This is a genomic window from Exiguobacterium sp. RM11 (assembly GCF_059821525.1).
The window spans coordinates 2,337,387-2,355,350 of the sequence record NZ_CM187558.1; the positions used below are offsets into that span (position 1 = coordinate 2,337,387).

12 protein-coding genes are annotated in these 17,964 nt (G+C 48.9%); all 12 read right to left on the minus strand.

Features of this window, described 5'->3' with window-relative positions; genetic code table 11:
* Positions 1 to 19 precede the first annotated feature (19 nt).
* The 12 genes from clpB to AC5LIL_RS12260 all read right to left on the minus strand — a co-directional run bounded on the left by clpB (position 20) and on the right by AC5LIL_RS12260 (position 17,937).
* A complete protein-coding gene (gene clpB, locus AC5LIL_RS12205; protein ID WP_499824235.1) occupies positions 20 to 2,611 on the minus strand; it encodes an ATP-dependent chaperone ClpB in 2,592 nt (863 codons plus the stop codon).
* 19 nt (positions 2,612 to 2,630) lie between these two features.
* Complete coding sequence (locus AC5LIL_RS12210) at positions 2,631 to 3,500, minus strand: DnaJ C-terminal domain-containing protein (protein WP_499824236.1); 870 nt, start codon at positions 3,498 to 3,500, stop codon at positions 2,631 to 2,633.
* 140 nt (positions 3,501 to 3,640) lie between these two features.
* Positions 3,641 to 4,813 carry a CamS family sex pheromone protein gene (locus tag AC5LIL_RS12215; RefSeq protein WP_214696743.1) on the minus strand — a complete coding sequence of 391 codons (1,173 nt, stop codon included), beginning with the start codon at positions 4,811 to 4,813 and terminating at the stop codon, positions 3,641 to 3,643.
* A 133-nt stretch (positions 4,814 to 4,946) separates the two neighbouring features.
* Positions 4,947 to 6,410, minus strand: a complete 1,464-nt coding sequence (locus tag AC5LIL_RS12220) for an LPXTG cell wall anchor domain-containing protein (RefSeq protein ID WP_499824237.1) — start codon at positions 6,408 to 6,410, stop codon at positions 4,947 to 4,949.
* Positions 6,411 to 6,662: 252 nt separating this feature from the next.
* The gene (gene ligA / locus AC5LIL_RS12225) at positions 6,663 to 8,657 is read right to left on the minus strand and encodes an NAD-dependent DNA ligase LigA (RefSeq protein ID WP_499824238.1); all 1,995 of its coding nucleotides are present in this window, start codon (positions 8,655 to 8,657) and stop codon (positions 6,663 to 6,665) included.
* Between the two features lie 9 nt (positions 8,658 to 8,666).
* Entirely contained in the window at positions 8,667 to 10,883 is a 2,217-nt protein-coding gene (gene pcrA / locus AC5LIL_RS12230) for a DNA helicase PcrA (protein WP_214747472.1), read from the minus strand.
* A gap of 38 nt (positions 10,884 to 10,921) precedes the next feature.
* Positions 10,922 to 11,602, minus strand: coding sequence for a heptaprenylglyceryl phosphate synthase (gene pcrB, locus AC5LIL_RS12235; protein WP_499824239.1), 681 nt, complete (start codon positions 11,600 to 11,602; stop codon positions 10,922 to 10,924).
* An 88-nt stretch (positions 11,603 to 11,690) separates the two neighbouring features.
* Positions 11,691 to 11,924, minus strand: a complete 234-nt coding sequence (locus AC5LIL_RS12240) for a hypothetical protein (RefSeq protein WP_214696733.1) — start codon at positions 11,922 to 11,924, stop codon at positions 11,691 to 11,693.
* Between the two features lie 12 nt (positions 11,925 to 11,936).
* On the minus strand, positions 11,937 to 13,319 hold the full coding sequence (locus tag AC5LIL_RS12245; RefSeq protein WP_499824240.1) for a TrkH family potassium uptake protein: 1,383 nt from the start codon (positions 13,317 to 13,319) through the stop codon (positions 11,937 to 11,939).
* 35 nt (positions 13,320 to 13,354) lie between these two features.
* Positions 13,355 to 13,660: a YerC/YecD family TrpR-related protein gene (locus tag AC5LIL_RS12250; RefSeq protein ID WP_026826878.1), complete on the minus strand. Its 306-nt coding sequence runs from the start codon at positions 13,658 to 13,660 to the stop codon at positions 13,355 to 13,357.
* A 67-nt stretch (positions 13,661 to 13,727) separates the two neighbouring features.
* The gene (locus AC5LIL_RS12255; protein ID WP_214785775.1) at positions 13,728 to 15,470 is read right to left on the minus strand and encodes an adenine deaminase C-terminal domain-containing protein; all 1,743 of its coding nucleotides are present in this window, start codon (positions 15,468 to 15,470) and stop codon (positions 13,728 to 13,730) included.
* A gap of 181 nt (positions 15,471 to 15,651) precedes the next feature.
* Entirely contained in the window at positions 15,652 to 17,937 is a 2,286-nt protein-coding gene (locus AC5LIL_RS12260; RefSeq protein ID WP_499824241.1) for a bifunctional diguanylate cyclase/phosphodiesterase, read from the minus strand.
* Positions 17,938 to 17,964: the final 27 nt, after the last annotated feature.

The window sequence follows — 17,964 nt, forward strand, 5'->3', positions numbered from 1 at the left end:
ATTTTGGATTCCTCTTTCCTTATGCATTGACCGTCGATGGACGTAACGTCAATTCCCCGTTCTCGACATCGATGACGACCGTTTGACCATCTTCGACATCCCCGGCTAAGATGCTTCGGGCAAGTTTCGTCTCGATTGTCCGTTGTACGTAACGGTTGATTGGACGGGCACCAAATTGAGGTTCGTACGCTTCATCGGCGACGAACGTTTTTGCTGCGTCTGTGATCTCGATATGAATCGAGCGCGTCGTGAGTCGTTCACTCATTCGTCCGACCGCCTTCTCGACGATTTGACCGATTTGATCCTTCGTGAGCGGATGGAACAGAATCGTTTCATCGACCCGGTTCAAGAACTCAGGACGGAAATGGCGGCGAAGCTTCTCGAGTACTTGGCGCTCCTCATCTTCATCAATCACACCGTCTCTCGCTGCTTCAAGCAAAATATCTGCCCCGATGTTCGACGTCATGATGACGATTGTATTTTTAAAATCGACGATGCGCCCGTGCGAATCGGTCAATCGACCATCATCGAGCAGTTGCAACAAGATGTTGAAGACGTCCGGATGTGCCTTCTCGACCTCATCGAGTAAGAGAACCGAGTACGGGTTACGGCGAACCGCTTCCGTCAACTGGCCGCCTTCCTCATATCCGATATAGCCAGGAGGTGCACCGACAAGTCGTGATACGGCATGTTTCTCCATATATTCACTCATATCGAGTCGAACAATATGGTCTTCCGAATCAAACATCGCTTCTGCGAGCGCCTTCCCGAGTTCCGTCTTCCCGACTCCAGTCGGCCCGAGGAAGAGGAAGGAACCGATTGGACGGTTCGGATCTTTGATTCCGGCGCGAGCACGAATGACCGCATCACTGACTAAACGAATCGCATCATCTTGACCGAAGACACGCTTGTGTAAAACCGCTTCTAAGTTAAGCAGTTTATCTCGCTCTCCTTCTGTCAGTTTCGTCACCGGGATACCGGTCCATTTTGAGACGACCTCGGCGATTTCTTCTTCCGTCACTTCTTCCCGCACGAGTTCGCGTGTCACCGAACTCGCCAACTGTTCCGCTTCTTCTAGCTCTCGCTCGAGCTCTGGGATTCGTCCATATTTCAGTTCCGAAGCCCGGTTCAAGTCGTAACGACTTTCTGCTTCTTGTAACTCGAGGCGTACCTTTTCAAGATCTCCACGGATTTGCTGCACGCGGTGCGTCGACTCTTTCTCATTCTCCCAGCGGAGACGTAACGAGTCAGACTGTTCACGGAGCGATGCCAATTCTTGTTGGAGTGCTTCGAGTCGTTTCATGGAAGCTGCATCGCTCTCTTTCTTAAGCGCCGCCTCTTCGATTTCAAGTTGCATGACCCGACGAACCAACTCATCGAGTTCAGCCGGCATCGATTCCATCTCTGTCCGAATCATCGCACACGACTCGTCGACAAGATCAATCGCCTTGTCCGGCATGAAGCGGTCCGTGATATAACGATTTGACAAGACAGCAGCTGCGACGAGGGCGTTATCGTGGATGCGTACCCCGTGGTGAATCTCGAAGCGTTCTTTTAAACCACGCAAGATTGAGACCGTATCCTCAACGTCCGGTTCAGCTACGAGAACTTGTTGGAAACGCCGCTCAAGAGCAGGATCTTTTTCGATATATTGGCGATACTCATCTAGCGTTGTCGCACCGATACAGTGCAGCTCACCTCGGGCGAGCATCGGTTTTAACATGTTCCCGGCATCCATCGACCCTTCCGACTTTCCTGCCCCGACAATTGTATGCAACTCATCGATGAAGAGGATGATTGTACCTTCCGCCTCTTTCACTTCAGATAAGACAGCTTGAAGACGTTCCTCAAACTCACCACGGTATTTCGCACCGGCGACAAGCGAGCTCATATCGAGACTGAAGATCGTTTTGTCTTTCAAGCTCTCCGGTACGTCACCTCGGACGATTCGCTGAGCGAGTCCTTCGACGATTGCTGTCTTCCCGACACCCGGTTCCCCGATGAGGACCGGGTTGTTTTTCGTTTTCCGACTCAAAATCCGGATGACGCGACGAATCTCGCTATCGCGTCCGATGACCGGATCGATTTTCCCGGTCTTCACTTCTTGAATGAGGTCTCGTCCGTATTTCGTCAAGACGTCATACGTCGCTTCAGGCGACTTCGATGTGATCCGACGATTGCCTCGTACGGCGACGAGCGCCTCACGGAGTCGTTCTTCTGTGATTCCTTTTCGCTCGAGCATCGCCTGCGCTTGACTACTGTTCAACAAGATGCCGAGTAAAATATGTTCGACCGATACGTATTCATCGTTCATCCCTGTCGCTTCCCGCTCCGCCGTCGTTAGAACGTTTAGCAAAGAAGCCGAAATCATTGGTGTCGTCGGATTTTGAAGTTTCGGTGCATTTCTTAAAGAAAGCGCGACTTCGCCTTCAATCTCAGACACATTGATTTCCATTTTTTGAAACAGCAACGGTGCGATCCCGTCCGTCTGTGAAATCATGGACGCCAAGACGTGCCACTCATTGATTTCACTATGATGATATTGTTTCGCTAACGCCTGTGAACTGACAATGCATTCATGTGCTTTATCTGTAAAACGATTAAAGTCCATCACGATTCCTCCTTATCCATTAACCTTCGATTTGCTCATAAACAGAACGGTACTTCTCATCAAGAGGCAGGTCGACCTCGAGTTGGACGAATAAGTCCGACCGCACCTTCGAGCCGGTCATGACACCACGACCCGGAATCCGCATCCGTTGTCCCGGACGGCTTCCTGGTTTCACTTTCAACTTCACGCGTCCCCCGTCGAGCGTGGCAATGATGACGCTCGCTCCGTCTAAAAATTCGAGCGGACGCAATCGTTTCACTGTCACGATATGCTCTCCTTCACGACGATACGTATCGTCATCCGCAAAATGAAGCTCGACGTATACATCTCCTCGGTTTCCCGATTGTCCGACGCGACTTCCTTTTCCTTTTAATCGCAACTTTTGACCTTCATAGGCACCTTGTGGAATCTTGACGTTCACCGTGCCAGTCTGAAGGCGAAGGCTCACTTTTGACTCTTTCGTCAATTGACTGAGCGGGATGTTGACACGTACGGTCTCATCCAAGTCTTCCTCGACTGCTTGGTCAAAGAAGCTTCCAAACATATCTTCAAATCCGAAAGTTCGCGAGGTCGTACGCGATCCGCCTCCGAATTGTCGGAATAGATCTTCGAACTGCGACGAGCCTTCCCCGTAAGTTTCTCCACCGCCTCCGAATCCTTGTCCGAACGACGGTCCATCCGGGCTACCGTATCGGTCATAGTTTGCTTTTTTCTCTGGGTCGCTCAATACGTCAAACGCTTCCTGGACCGACTTGAATCGTTCTTGTGCGCCAGGATCTTTATTGACGTCCGGATGGTACTGTTTCGCCAACTTCCGGTATGCACGTTTAATCTCTTGTTCGGTTGCTCCCTTTGAGACACCGAGCTCGTCGTAATAGTTTTTAGCCATATGGATTCACCTCACCTATCCCTTTCCCGTTTCTGTTAACTCTATTCTACTCAATTGGTCAAATAAGGTCAAAGATAATCCTTTCACTTTTCATACGAAAAAAAGAAGAGATTCGTTTCAAAAAACGAACCTCTTCTCGATTAGAAGTATACTTTCGGGCTATCCATGCCGTCCTCAAACACAATTGTCACTTCAGGGTCTCCGCCAAGTGACGTCACGTTGATGCGAACCGGCACATTCCGGCTATATTCCCAGCGGTTTTCGAGCAAGCCGACCACGTGTTGTGTGAATCCGACGAGCTCGGCGCGACTATAGAATTGGATCGGAATGTCGATTTCCAGTCGTGACAAGTCACCGTTTTGATAAAAGCCTTTTCCGATCATCCCGCTATAGTCTGGGAAGAGGTCGGCAATTCGGTCACTGAACAGCGTGAATTTCTGAGCGTCCTCACGGACATCGTTCGTTGCTGTCGCGGATGGGAAGTAGTAGTACTTCTCATCGATGGCTTTCCAGTCACCGGTTGCGACCTGATCATCCGTTCCGACAAAGGCTGATTTGATATAGTTCCCCGGAGTCGGTGAACCTTGGGTCGACTTCATATAGAGTGCGACGTTTATATCCAAATCTTTAAAATCTTCTCGCTTCCGTAACTGGGCGACAAGTTCGTTCGCCATTCGTTCACCTTCTGCGATTACTTTCTTCTGGTCGAGTTTCACCGTGTAGGTCGGTCCGTAGTTCGGTGCCTGGAAGACATACTCACGATTCAAAATGAGTGCGAACGACACACCGCCAAGCTGATATCCGCTATCCGCTTTCGTCATATAGTTCTGTTCTACGATTGACGCCAAATAAAGAGGTGACTTCTTGTTCGCATCGACAAACTTGTCGTCCTCAACTTCTGCCTTCCCGTCCGCATACGCCGGGTTTAATGGCGTTAACCCTTCGTCACTACCACCTTTACGTCCAAGTAAAGTAGAGACATCTTCCGCATTTAAAAGCTGTCCTTCCTGATAGGCGAATTTGTCTGGGTCAAACGCGTCTGTCGAGTGGCGCATGAGACCGAGTTCGACCTCTTCAAGCTCTAACGACGAGCTCACTTGGCGCTGGGCAAGTCCTCGCGCCGCTGCCGCTTTGAACGGAATGACCATTTGATAATAAGAGTCACGTGCTTCGATCGTTTGTGTGACACCTTCTGCTGCTGTTTCTTCGCCGGTTGGTGTCGCTTCTTCTTCACCCATCGGGATTTTCATTGAACATCCGCTTAACAAAAGCGCAGAGGCCATTGTCGGGATGACGAGTTGTTTCCATTTCATCTATGTCTAGCTCCTTTGAACATCGTTTCCTATTTCACTTTGTTCATTATAACAAAATCGTTCCACGAAAAAAGTATCGAAGCGGAATCAGAAGAAATCCCTCCTGAATTAGACAAGGAGGGATACACAATCGTTATTTGGTGGATGGGTGCTTCCGACGAATCATCAAGAGGAGTCCAGATGCAAACAAGAGGAGCCCAAGCATCGCATGCCACGTTTCGTTCGTCTCTCCTGTCATCGGGAGCACATTTTGCGAATACGTGTCCACCTCATCTTCGAGTTGCACCGGGGGAGTCTCTCGCTCTTTCACGACTGGTGTTTCGATTTTCGCTTCTTTCTCAGGAACTTGTTTCGGTTCGTCCTCTTTGATTGGAACAGGTTGTTTTACTGCAACCGGCACATCGACAAAGCGAGTGACGGTCACCCCTTCGTTCACATAGAGCGTAAATGTTGCCTGTTGAACCAATTCCGCTCCAGCTCGGACGTCATAGGACGGGAGAAGCGGGAGTTCAAATGAAAACGTGACGACTTCTTCCGGTCCAAATCCGTTGAGGAATTGAGGAATCGATTGAACCTGCTTCATGAATCGTTCATTTGCCATCTGTTGTTCCTCATATGTCAAGGCGCCGCTCGGCCATGTGAGTGTCACATCAGACAGGAGCAAGGTGACGTTAGAGGTGTTCGTCACTGTATATGTGTATCGGACAGGTTCCCCAGGCTGAACGGTCGCCAATTCGCTCGTTCCTGACACTGTAAAATCAGGTTGTTGCAAGAGCACGATTTGTTGACTTTCTGCTGTGACGACACGGTCATATTCGTCCACTCCCGTCACACGAAACAGACTGCCAATCTCAGGGTGTGTGTGGATTGAATAATCAGACGGAACGGACAAGATTGCTGTCACTTCCACCCGTTCACCCGGCAAGAGACCATCTTCTCCTATTAATTTATGCAAACGATCAAACACGTTTTGATTCAACGATTCGATCGATTGATGATCGATGTCTCCGCTCACATACTCATGAGAGAGTTCTGTCACCATCAACGGTGTGTCTCCTGTATTTTCTACATTGAACGTATACGATATTTCTCCCCCGACAACAGCCTTGTCGACCCCGGCGATGTTCTGTGCTTCTAAAGCGAGCACCGGCAACGTCGGTTCAGTCATCGGTTCTTCCACGACCGGCTCTGGTTCTGTTTCAACGGGGGGCATTGTCTCTTCTGGTTCATCTGGTTCAGTCACAACAGGTGGTTCCTCCACTTCGACGGGATACGCTTCCGTGATGGTATTCGGGATAAACGTGTACGGAACACCTTCAGTATTATAAAGGGTGACCAAGTCAATCAATGAGTCATCGACCGTTTCTGCATCAATCATAAAGCGCCAAATGTCAGCAGATTCACGTACTCCATAATACGTGATGTCTTCGTAAACGAGACTTGCTTCATATAATGTTTCGACTTCTTCGTCCGTCAGGTTCAGTTGAATATATCGGAACGTGGTCGTATCTGCATGTGCGAGATTGGCGGGCATCAGTGTGGAAAGGAGCATGAGGATGGTGAATAGCGCAAGGAAGCGTTGGATGTTGTGTATCATGATGTCGATCCCTCCTCTAAGGTGAGCAATAAGCGTACGCATCGATGTCGGCCCGATGACGAATTTCACCACGTAGAGGAATGAGAAGGATGTGTGTATGAAAGTCATGGTGTCAAAGGGTTCTCCCGCAAAAATATATTAACATTTTGATTTAGTTAATCTATACCCTTCGAACGCTTGTGCGAACCTGTTCAATCTCATAAAACTTTACAAAACGAACGTGAAAAAAGACGTTCGCCGAAGCGGAACGTCTTATGCGTGTTCATTTAAAAAATCGAGAAGTTTCGCCTCATCCCATACTTCGATGCCTAACGATTCAGCTTTCGTCAGCTTCGAACCAGCCTTTTCACCTGCGACAAGTAAGTCTGTATTTTTACTCACACTTCCCGTCACACTCGCGCCGAGGAGTTCAAGTTGTTTCCCGGCCTCACCGCGGGTCATCTCATGTAATTTCCCAGTCAATACGACCGTTTTACCAGAGAGCGGTGCCCCTTCCGTCGTTGGTCGTCTCGTTCCTTTGAAGGAAAGATTCACACCCGATTCCGAAAGTTCTTTGACGAGTTCACGTGCTTCTGGTTTTTCGAAGTAAAGAACGATCGACTCGGCCATCTTCGTGCCGATGCCATCGATTGACGTCAACTCTTCCACCGTCGCCTCGATGATGGCTTCCATCGTCTCAAAACGCTCCGCGATCAAGGAGGCGGCTTTTTGCCCCACAAGGCGGATCCCTAGGGCGAAGAGCACGCGTTCGAGCGAATTTTGCTTCGATTGTTCAATCGCCGAAAGCAAGTTCGTCACCGACGTCTCGCCCATACGCTCGAGTCCGAGTAAATCGTCTCGATTCAGGCGATACAAGTCGGCCACGTTATGGACGAGTCCCGCTTCATGGAGTTGCGTGATGACCTTCTCACCGAGTCCGTCGATGTTCATCGCTTGACGTGAGACGAAATGAATCAGTCCTTCGAGCAGTTGGGCCGGACACTCGGGATTGACACAGCGATGATCGGCCTCGCCTTCTAATCGAATCAATTCAGAACCGCACGCTGGGCAGTGGGTCGGGAACTCGATTGCCCGTTCTTCCCCGCTGCGTTCACTCGCGAGCGCCGAGACGACCGCTGGGATGACATCCCCTGCTTTTTTGATCACGACGCGGTCACCGATATGAAGGTCTTTTTCTTTTATAAAATCTTCATTGTGAAGCGTCGCATACGTCACGGTAGATCCCGCCACAGAAACTGGGGCAAATCGCGCCCGCGGTGTGACTTTTCCGGTGCGACCGACACTGAAGTCGACGTCCTCGATTGTCGTTACGACTTCTTCTGCCGGGAACTTATACGCGACGGCCCAGCGCGGACTTTTCGCTGTAAAGCCGAGTTGTTCTTGTTCTTCGTACCCTGCCACTTTGATGACAATCCCATCGATTTCATACGGGAGTTCGCTGCGCTTCGTCACGTATGTCTCGATGTAGTCCCATAGTTCATCCGCCGTCTTGCACGTCGTATAGTCTCCACTTACGGCGACGCCGAGTCGCTTCAAATAATCGAGTGACTCATCATGCGAGGCGACGAGATCGTCTTGCGACACTAAACCGTAGGCGAAAAATGCCAAGTTTCTCGATGCGGCAATTTTTGAGTCGAGTTGTCGAAGTGACCCCGCCGCTGCATTTCTCGGGTTGGCGAACAATGGTTCACCGACTCGCTCCCGTTCGTCATTCAGCTGTTCGAACGAACGCTTTGGCATGTACGCCTCGCCCCGTACTTCAAACGTCACGTCCTCCTGTAGACGAAGAGGGATGGCGCGAATCGTCTTCAAGTTTTGGGTGATGTCTTCACCCGTCGTACCGTCTCCACGTGTCGCACCACGTACGAGACGACCGTCCTCATATTTCAAAGAGACGGCAAGCCCATCAAATTTGAGTTCAGCCACGAATGTAGGTGTGTAGCCAAGGTCTTTCTCGATACGCTCCACCCACTCCACGAGTTCCTCTTTCGAGAAGACGTTACCTAGCGAAAGCATCGGTGTGTCATGCGTTACTTTGACGAACGCGTCAAGTGGGGCTCCGCCAACACGTTGCGTTGGAGAGTCCGGAGTCCGAAGTTCTGGATAGTCTGTTTCGATTTGAATCAACTCGTTCATCAAACGGTCGTACTCCGAGTCTGGTACACTCGGACGGTCAAGTACATAATACTCATAACCATATTGATTTAACGATTTGCGTAGTTCTTCTACACGTTCTGCCATCTCCATATCTTCACCTCATGCTTTTTCGATTGGGGCAAACTTGGCCAATAAACGCTTGATCCCGACTTCTGGGAACGCGATATCGACTTCGAGTTGGTCGCCTTCTCCACGTGTTTGGACGACCGTGCCTTGTCCCCATTTTTTATGATTCGCTTTGTCGCCGACGTTCCAGCCGACCGTTTCGGCACCAGATGATTGCGCAAGTTTCGGTTTCGGTTTTGAACTGAAGCCGTTCACCGGCAACTTCCCTGGTGACTCGACAGGGTTCCATGGCATTGGCTTTCTGGCCTTACCGGACCGTTCCAACAATGTTTCCGGTAATTCGTGCAAGAACCTTGATTCCGGGTTGTTTTGGAAACGACCGTACAACATCCGTGACTGGGCACGCGTCAAATACAGACGCTTCTCGGCACGTGTGATCCCGACGTATGCGAGACGACGTTCTTCTTCCATCTCTTCCTCATCGTTCAACGCTCGGCTATGCGGGAAGAGACCTTCTTCCATTCCAATCAAGAAGACGACCGGGAATTCGAGACCTTTGGCCGAGTGCAACGTCATCAATGTGACTTGATGCGACTCGTCGACTTCATCAAGCGAATCTAGATCAGATACGAGCGTCAAATCAGTAAGGAAAGCGACGAGTGTCTGTTCATCACTTTCTTTTTCAAAGTTTTGAGCGACCGACAGGAATTCCTGCAAGTTCTCGAGTCGACTTTCTGCTTCGAGTGTCTTCTCGATTTTGAGCATCTCCTCATACCCTGTCTTCTTCAATACTTCCTCAACGAGTTCTGAAATCGAGAGATAGTCCGCCATTTGTCGCAGGTCCATCATCATCTGACGGAAATCTGCAAGTTTCGTCGCCGTACGTGGGGCAATCCCTGAGAGTTCGATATCACGAATCGCATCCATGAGAGAGACGCCTTGCATATCCGCGAAGTCGCCTAATTTATCAATCGTTGCGGCTCCGATGCCTCGTTTTGGCTCATTGACGACACGAACGAATGAGATGTCCTCGTCCGGGTTGGCAATCAAGCGCAAGTAAGCCAAGACGTCCTTGATTTCTTTTCGCTCATAGAACTTTGTCCCGCCGACCATCTTATACGGGATGTTCGATTTAAGGAGCATTTCCTCAAGACCACGTGACTGGGCGTTCGTCCGGTAAAGGACCGCCATTTGACCGTAGTCCATCCCTTCCATCTTCAATTCTTTCATCTGATTCATGATGAAGAACGCCTCGTCACGGTCATCGGATGCGACGTGAAGCAACAACTTCTCCCCTTCAGCATTTTCAGTCCATAAGTTTTTATCTTTACGAGAAGCGTTGTTTTTGATCACGCCGTTCGCCGCTTCTAAAATCCGCTTCGTCGAGCGATAATTTTGTTCGAGTAAGATGACATGTGCGCTCGGGTAGTCTTTCTCAAACGTCAAGATATTGGCGATATCGGCACCACGCCAACGATAAATCGACTGATCCGAGTCCCCGACGACACACAAGTTTTCATGCGCCTGCGCCAGAAGTTTGACGAGCGTGTACTGGGCACGGTTCGTATCTTGATACTCATCGACATGGATGTATTTGAATTTCTTTTGATAAAATGCCAGCACGTCCGGTGCTTCTTGGAATAAGTGAATCGTCTTCATGATCAAATCATCGAAGTCGAGCACGTTATTTTGTTTCAGCTTTTTCTCATATGCCGTGTAGACGTCAGAGATGATTCGTTCATATGGATTGTTGCCGACAAGGGCTGCTGCATCCTTTGCCGTTCGCAATTCATTTTTATGGTTCGAGATCATCCCGAGAAGTGTACGCGGTTCATACTTTTTCGGGTCGAGGTTCAACTCTTTCAACACTTGTTTGATGGCCGTCAATTGGTCCGACGCATCTAAAATCGAAAAGCTCCGGTCATATCGGATACGATCGATATCCCGTCGTAAAATACGGACACACATCGAGTGGAACGTGGAAATCCAAATGTCTTCGGCGACCCCACCGACGAGGCGTGCAATCCGGTCTTTCATCTCCCGTGCCGCCTTATTCGTGAATGTGATCGCTAAAATGTTCCACGGTGCCACTTGCTTCGCTGCCATCAAATAGGCAACGCGGTGCGTCAAGACACGCGTTTTACCAGACCCCGCACCCGCCATGATCAACAAAGGACCATCCGTATGCTTGACCGCTTCTGCTTGTTCCGGGTTCATACCTTTGACTAATTCTTCGCTAAGATTATACATAATCGTTTCCTTCCTTATTCCAAACGTTTGTTCTTATTTTATCGGAGTGCTTGCACAGTCGCAAGTGCTCCTGCTAAGTCCTCATAAATGATATTGCCGACGACAATCGTATCGGCGTACGCTCCCATCAAACGAGCCGACTCTGCCCCATCGATGCCACCCCCATAAAAGAGGTGTGCGTCTGGTAGCGCCAATCGAATTTCTTTCACGACATCGACATTACCGAGTCGCCCACTATATTCAATATAGAGGGAAGGGAGACGAAACAAATGATGCCCGACTTCGGCATACGCCACGGCTTGTTCTAGCGATAAGTCGCATGTTGACTCCGTCACGTGCGCCACTTTTGCATCCGGATTTAAGACGAGGTAGCCTTGCGCCGTGATATGACGTGAATCAAAGAAATGTCCGTAACGCTCAAATGCGCGTGCATGGTGTCCCACAATCCATTCCGGCGTTCCGGCGTTCAGCACGGTCGGTATAAAATAGTGATCGAATCCATCGATGACCTGGCTCGGTTGACTGATTTCAAGCGCGACCGGTAACCCGGCCTCCCGGACTCTCGCGAAAAGCGCAAATGTATTCTCTGCATCGACACCGTCCGTCCCGCCTATCAGAAAGGCATCGGTGCCGGAGTGGATAAGCGCCTGGAGCGCATCCTCGTTAAGAGGTTTATTCGGATCTAGTTTAAACACGTGCCGCCATGACTGAAATTTCAACTTTTCCCCTCCCATCGAATCCTTCTCTAGTGTATCGATTTTTTACGTGCCGTGCATCTCTCCAATAAAAAAGACTTGCCGAAGCAAGTCACGAACGTGCCGTACGATTCCGTTCCCGTTCTGTCAACCATTTCGCAACAAGCAGTGCGAATAGCGCATACACTGGGACAAACCAGAGCGGATTCGCTAAAAAGAATCCGAGCACTGGAATATCAAGTAATGGGGAGTCTGGCGAACAGAGCGCTGTCCCATTGACGACCGCGATGAACGGCAAGACAGGAACGATAAAGACGTATCCAAAATTAATCCAAAAGGCTTTCATATGACAATCTCCTTATCCTAAGATGATTGATTCTTTCGGATAGTTATACATCCGCTTCGGTTGTCTCCGTTGCAAGATGAGAATAAAGGCGATGACCCCGATTCGACCGATGAACATGAGAATCGTCAGCACCCATTTTCCGACGTTACTGAATTCGGAAGATAGACCGACAGATAATCCAGTCGTCCCGAACGCGGAACAAGCCTCAAATAAGATTCGTGTCAATGAGGCATCTTCGAAGTAAGCCATGACCATGACCCCAGATAATAAGACGGCAAGTGACACCGTAATGATGACGAACGCTTTCCAAATATCCTCGAGAACAATCTCACGCCCGAAAATTTTGATCGATGAGTCTCCGCGGATGAACGCGACGACACCAAGAACGGCGACGGCAAACGTCGTCGTCCGAATCCCCCCACCGACAGACGATGGAGAGGCCCCGATGAACATGAGGATCGATAAGAGCAACATGCTCGCTTCCGAGAACAAGTTGACATCGACTGTCGATAATCCACCGTTACGTGTCGTCACGGACTGGAATAGCGAGTCCGAAAGAGACAGCCAGAGCGGCAAATCTTTGAAGGCATTGTTGTACTCAAAAATGAATAAGCCGACTGTTCCGACAGCAATCAAAATAAAGAATGTCGAGACTGTCAACTTCGTGAACAAAGAGAATCGACTTGGGAACGTGTGACGTTTCCGTGTAATACGACTCACCAAGTAAGTCCGAATCTCCACAAGAACCGGGAATCCGATGGCACCACCGGTCATGAGCGCGATTTGCGTGAAGATGACAAATGGATCTTCTCGGAATGGCGCGAGCGAGCTACCGGTAATATCGAAACCAGCGTTCGTCGTCGCACTGACCGACCCAAACAATCCTTGTAAGAAAGCCTCGCCGACGGTATCAAAATAATTTAAGTAATGGACACCGAGCAAGACGGCACCGACCGCCTCGATCGCAATAACGGTGATGACGATTTCCGTGATGTATTTGACAATACCCGACATCGATGTCTGGTTTTGGTCACGTAAAATCAGTTGTCGTTCCCGAAATCCAATCCGTTTCCCAAGCAAAATCCACATGATCACATGCAAACTGATCAACCCGACACCGCTCACCTGAACGATAAACAAGATGATAAACAAACCAAACGTTGAAAATGTATCAGTGACCACAATCGGTGTGAGGCCGGTGACACTGACACAGCTCACCGCAAAGAAGACGAGGTCCGTAAACGTAATCGTCACACCCGGTTTGTGGGCGATCGGTAAGGCGAGGAGCAACACGGATAAAACGGCTGCCGCACTATAGATCAACACGAGTGTTTGGACTGGTGTTAAGTTTCGAAAGAACAATTGTAAGTTCCGCTTCATGAATTTTTGTTGCATCTCGCCCCTCCCCTCCATCAAAAACAAGATGACTCTTACGAGTCACCTTTTGTTTGTTGTAGACGTTCAAGAGCGAGATCATATCCGCCTGTCCCATAGTTCAAGCAACGTTTCACACGAGAAATCGTAGCCGTTGAGGCACCTGTTGCGTCCTCAATTTTATGATACGTATTGCCTTCACGTATTTGACGTGCCACTTCTAGTCGTTGTGCAAGTGCTTGAATTTCATTAACAGTCGCTAAATCTTCGAATAATTGATAACAGTCTTCGAGTGTATCGAGCTTCAAAATTGCCTCAAACAATTGATCAAGCTCTCGACCTCGTAATTTATCGAGTTGCATCCGCAAGCATCCTCTCTACTCATACTTCTTTATCATTCTAAAGCAGGGGCGGCTCGGACTCAACTATTCATCGCAAAATCGCAGGAAATAGTACTTGTTTTTTCATCACTTCATAAATTCCGAGTGGAGTCGCCCGAACGTACGGCAAGTGTGTGGATGCTAAAAACAGTAACGTGTAAATCGGATCTTCGAACTGATACCCTCGTGCCACAAGCTCGTTACGCAGTTGTTTCTCTTGACCGATGAGCGTCTCAAGCGGCTCTGTCGACGTCATGCCACAGAGCGGTAATGGGATCTCGGCAACGATTTCTCCTCTGTCGACAAGGACGATGCCTCCTCCGAGTTCATTCATCCGCTCGAACGCTAGTAACATATCCTGTTTACATTTTCCTAAAATCAAATAGTCTCCACTGATCGAATACGAACTGACCAGACCGCCAAAATCTTTCGCAAATCCTTTCAGTACCGTGTTTAGTCGCCATTTCCCTTCCTTATCAAGCAACATTAAAAACGACTCGTCCTCATCGCGTGGCAATTCGTCCTGCCCTGTATCGTGCTTGATTTTAAACAGTTTCATGATGACCGAGTTGACCATGTCGAGACCGACGGGCATGCTGAATGACAAGTCTTGTGGTGTCAATTCAATCGAGACGTCAGTCGACGGCATCTTATCGAGTACCGCTTCCACCAATTCGTTCGGGAACAAGGACACACCATCTCGGAAAATCCATTGTCCTTTCGCGATGACTGCCGAAGGGCGTGGTTCTTCGATTGAGTCAAGAATATTCAGGTGTGCGATGCGTCCTGGCGCAATCGAACCGAGAATATGATCGAGATCGAAATGACGCGCCACGTTGTGCGAGACGATGCGATACGCTTCGATTGCCGGTAACCCTTCTTCTATTAAGATGCGAACGAGAGCGTCCTGCATCCCGTCTTCATAAAAGCCGGGAGTCGAACCGTCCGTTGTCACCATGAGATGATCGAACGCGGTTAATCCGTTCGCAAGCAGATCACGAATCATCCCTGGTAAGTCTGGTCGAATCGAGGAATGACGAAGCGTCGTTGTGTAGCCTAATTCGAGTCGGTTGAGCGCCTCTTCCGCTGTCATCGCCTCATGGTCGCTGTGTACACCCATCAACGCCATTTTAGTCAATGTCTTTGGTGAGGCACCTGGAAAGTGCCCTTCGACCGGTAGACCGCACGTCTCTGCGTCAAGCATCCACTGGAGCATCTCATCGTCGCCTTTAAGAGCGCGCGGCCATGCTGTCAACTCCCCGGCCATCACGACGTCCGGATGATTGAACCATTCATGAATTCGTTCTGAATCGACGGCGACACTCTCTCGGTCGAGCTCGGTCTGCGTGTCGAGTCGTGCCCACCAATATGTGCTCGTCGGCAACTGTTGAATCGCTTCAAGCTGCGCAAACGCTTGCTCTTTTTCTTGTAAAAAAAGGAGCATGTTGTCATTGACGAGCGTCGTCGTTCCGCGCTCTCCTGCATACTTAGACAACGTCGCCGGATTGTATAATTGAAATGGATGAGCGTGTGGCTCGATATAACCAGGCACAATATATTTCCCTGACACATCAACCGTTTCGACCGCCGATTCTGGTAGATCTGGACCGACATAGACAATTCGGTCTCCCTCAATCCAAATGTTCGCTGTTTTCCATTGTTTCACATATACGTTCAAATACGTCGCGTTCTGTAAAACGAGCGAAGGTGGTCGTACTCGATCTACGACTTCAAGTTGCGAGCGAATCATCACTTTCGACCACGGTGCCCGCGCCGTTCTTTTTGTTGGCATCGAACCCAATCCTCCCTTTTCCCTTTCAATGCTATTAAGAAATAGTTTTGAAAGCGTTTTCTTTCCCTGTTTCAAGTTTACCTTTTCTCTGAAAGGGTCGCAAGTTATGTTCCCTATTGTAACAAATTTCACATACATTTTTCACAAAAAAGGCGGCTCTCCGCACGAAGAGTCGCCTACATCAAATTTGAGTCATGACCGTTTTGCGTAAATAGTGATGCAGCTGTTCTACCGGAATCGGTTTACTGTAATGATATCCCTGGATGAGTGAACCACTATATTCTAATACGAAAGCCAGTTGTTCCGGTCGTTCGACCCCTTCCGTGACGATATCGAGGCCGAGTGTGTGGAACGTTTGATACAATCCTTCTAATAACGCTCGATCAAATTTGTTCTCCGGAATCCCTTTGACGAAGTTCTGGTCAATTTTAATAATATCGAGACGTAGCGATTGAAGGTAAGATAGCGATGACGTGCCGACGCCGAAATCATCGAGTGATATTTTGACACCGATCGTCTTCAACGCTTGAATGAACTGTTGGAGTTCATATACATTCCCGCCGACTTCGCTCTCTGTGATTTCTACATGAAGCCGATGAGGCGGGAAGCTTGTTTTGGCGAGCGTTTCTTCTAGTGCCTCTATAAATGACCCATCTAAAATCTGGCGTTTCGACACATTGACAGACAAAAATAAATCAAAGCGTTCGGCATAGTCTTGAATCTCCGTGATCGCTTTTACAAGTACCCATCTCCCCACATCCGAAATGAGCCCAAGTTGTTCGGCAACGGGAATGAAGACACCCGGGGAGACGAATCCTTTTTGCGGATGATGCCAACGAATCAACGCTTCTACCCCTCTCACTTGAAACGGTTTCGGCGAGACGATTGGTTGATAATACAATTCGAATTCGTCATGACGTAGCGCATATCGCAAATCTCTTTCCATCTCGAGCGCCTGCAAGTAATGGCTCCCGTCTTCGATGTCCTGATACGAGAGGATCTTATCCTTCCCGGACACTTTGACTTCGTGTAAGACGACATCGAGACGTGCCATCATGACCTCGTAGGAATGATGGGAAGGTTCCAACTCATCGATTCCGATACTTAACGTCAGATGGTTCATGCCTTGCTTCAAGCCCCACTCTCTCAAATCTTTCACCAGTTGATTCGCGACAATCAATAACTCTTCAGTCGCCCATCCAGGGTGAATCATGATGAATTCATCAGCTCCAATTCGGGCAACAAAACCATCCTCTTTGTAAAACATCAATCGAGACGCAAAGAAGGTCAGCATCGCATCGCCTGTCCGTTGACCGAACTGGTCGTTGATTCGTCGGAAATTATCGAGATCAATCCCCATCACACCGATCGAGTAGGACGTGTTCGGCAAGTTCATAAACATGTCTTCAACGGCCAAGCGGTTCGGAAGACGTGTCAGAGAATCTCGAAAGGCACGCGTCAACGATTCCTTCTGTGTCTGTTCAAGCGCATCAAGCACTTCATTTATACTGACTGCCATCTCTTCGATTTCATCTTGCTGACGTGGATTCAATCGGATTCGTAAGCGACTGTTTCGCTCTTTCGTGATCCACTTCAATTCTTTAACGATGTCCATTAACCGTTTCGTGACGATTTGATTCACTGTCCAAAACAATGTCAACAATAGTCCGAGACCGAGAACGAGAAGTCCAAGCATGCCCGTTTCTAACATCGTCTGTGTGTTTGTATAATACGTACGCTTCACCGAAAAATTGACTTCCCAGTTCGCATCTTGATAGACCGACTGCAGTGGTAACGAAACACGGGCAAACTGATTGTCCTGCTCAATCGTCAAGCGTTGATGCGAGAGCGGACTGATAGAAAGTTTCGTTTTTGCCTGTACGCTCATCGCTGCCATGAAGTCTGGACCAATTTTTTGAATGAGGACAAGCGTGCCACCAGGTTCCCCAGTCCCATCACTTCTTACAATCGGGTGGCTCATGAACACGACGGGGCCGAAGTCTGTACCATATACCGCACTTTGTGTAACGCCAGACGAGTTGACGTAACGCACCAGTTCATTTGTGAAATCATTCTTCTCACTCTTACCGTCCAACTCATAAAATTGATTGAATTCGGAGTAGACGACCTCTCGATTTTCGTTGAGAAAAATCATCGCCCCAACCCCAAGATTGTCGAGCGTTTCTTCTCCCATATTGTTTTCAATAAACGATTCATTTTTGTTTTGAACGAAATCGTAGGCATTTGTCCAGACCGACCAATCGACAAGGATGCGCTCGAGCATGCTTCGATGATTGGCGAATACTTCTGTCACGCTCTCGATTTGATCGTGGGTCATCGCCTTGTCCTGTTCAATGCTCTTTTCTACGAAATACGGTTTGATGACAAACAGAATGACGCCAATGAAAAGTACGATGTTAATAGCAATCGCAATGAATAGTTTTGTTTGAACACGCAGGCCGACCACCCTCTTTCCCTAAGCTACTTTATTATT

What these genes read in the sequence shown, in the direction of transcription:
- AC5LIL_RS12220 (WP_499824237.1), bottom strand. Translation starts at nt 6,410, where the DNA reads ATGATACACAACATCCAACGCTTCCTTGCGCTATTCACCATCCTCATG.
- AC5LIL_RS12245 (WP_499824240.1), bottom strand. Translation starts at nt 13,319, where the DNA reads ATGCAACAAAAATTCATGAAGCGGAACTTACAATTGTTCTTTCGAAAC.
- pcrA (WP_214747472.1), bottom strand. Translation starts at nt 10,883, where the DNA reads ATGTATAATCTTAGCGAAGAATTAGTCAAAGGTATGAACCCGGAACAA.
- ligA (WP_499824238.1), bottom strand. Translation starts at nt 8,657, where the DNA reads ATGGAGATGGCAGAACGTGTAGAAGAACTACGCAAATCGTTAAATCAA.
- clpB (WP_499824235.1), bottom strand. Translation starts at nt 2,611, where the DNA reads ATGGACTTTAATCGTTTTACAGATAAAGCACATGAATGCATTGTCAGT.
- AC5LIL_RS12215 (WP_214696743.1), bottom strand. Translation starts at nt 4,813, where the DNA reads ATGAAATGGAAACAACTCGTCATCCCGACAATGGCCTCTGCGCTTTTG.
- AC5LIL_RS12250 (WP_026826878.1), bottom strand. Translation starts at nt 13,660, where the DNA reads ATGCAACTCGATAAATTACGAGGTCGAGAGCTTGATCAATTGTTTGAG.
- AC5LIL_RS12210 (WP_499824236.1), bottom strand. Translation starts at nt 3,500, where the DNA reads ATGGCTAAAAACTATTACGACGAGCTCGGTGTCTCAAAGGGAGCAACC.
- AC5LIL_RS12255 (WP_214785775.1), bottom strand. Translation starts at nt 15,470, where the DNA reads ATGCCAACAAAAAGAACGGCGCGGGCACCGTGGTCGAAAGTGATGATT.
- AC5LIL_RS12240 (WP_214696733.1), bottom strand. Translation starts at nt 11,924, where the DNA reads ATGAAAGCCTTTTGGATTAATTTTGGATACGTCTTTATCGTTCCTGTC.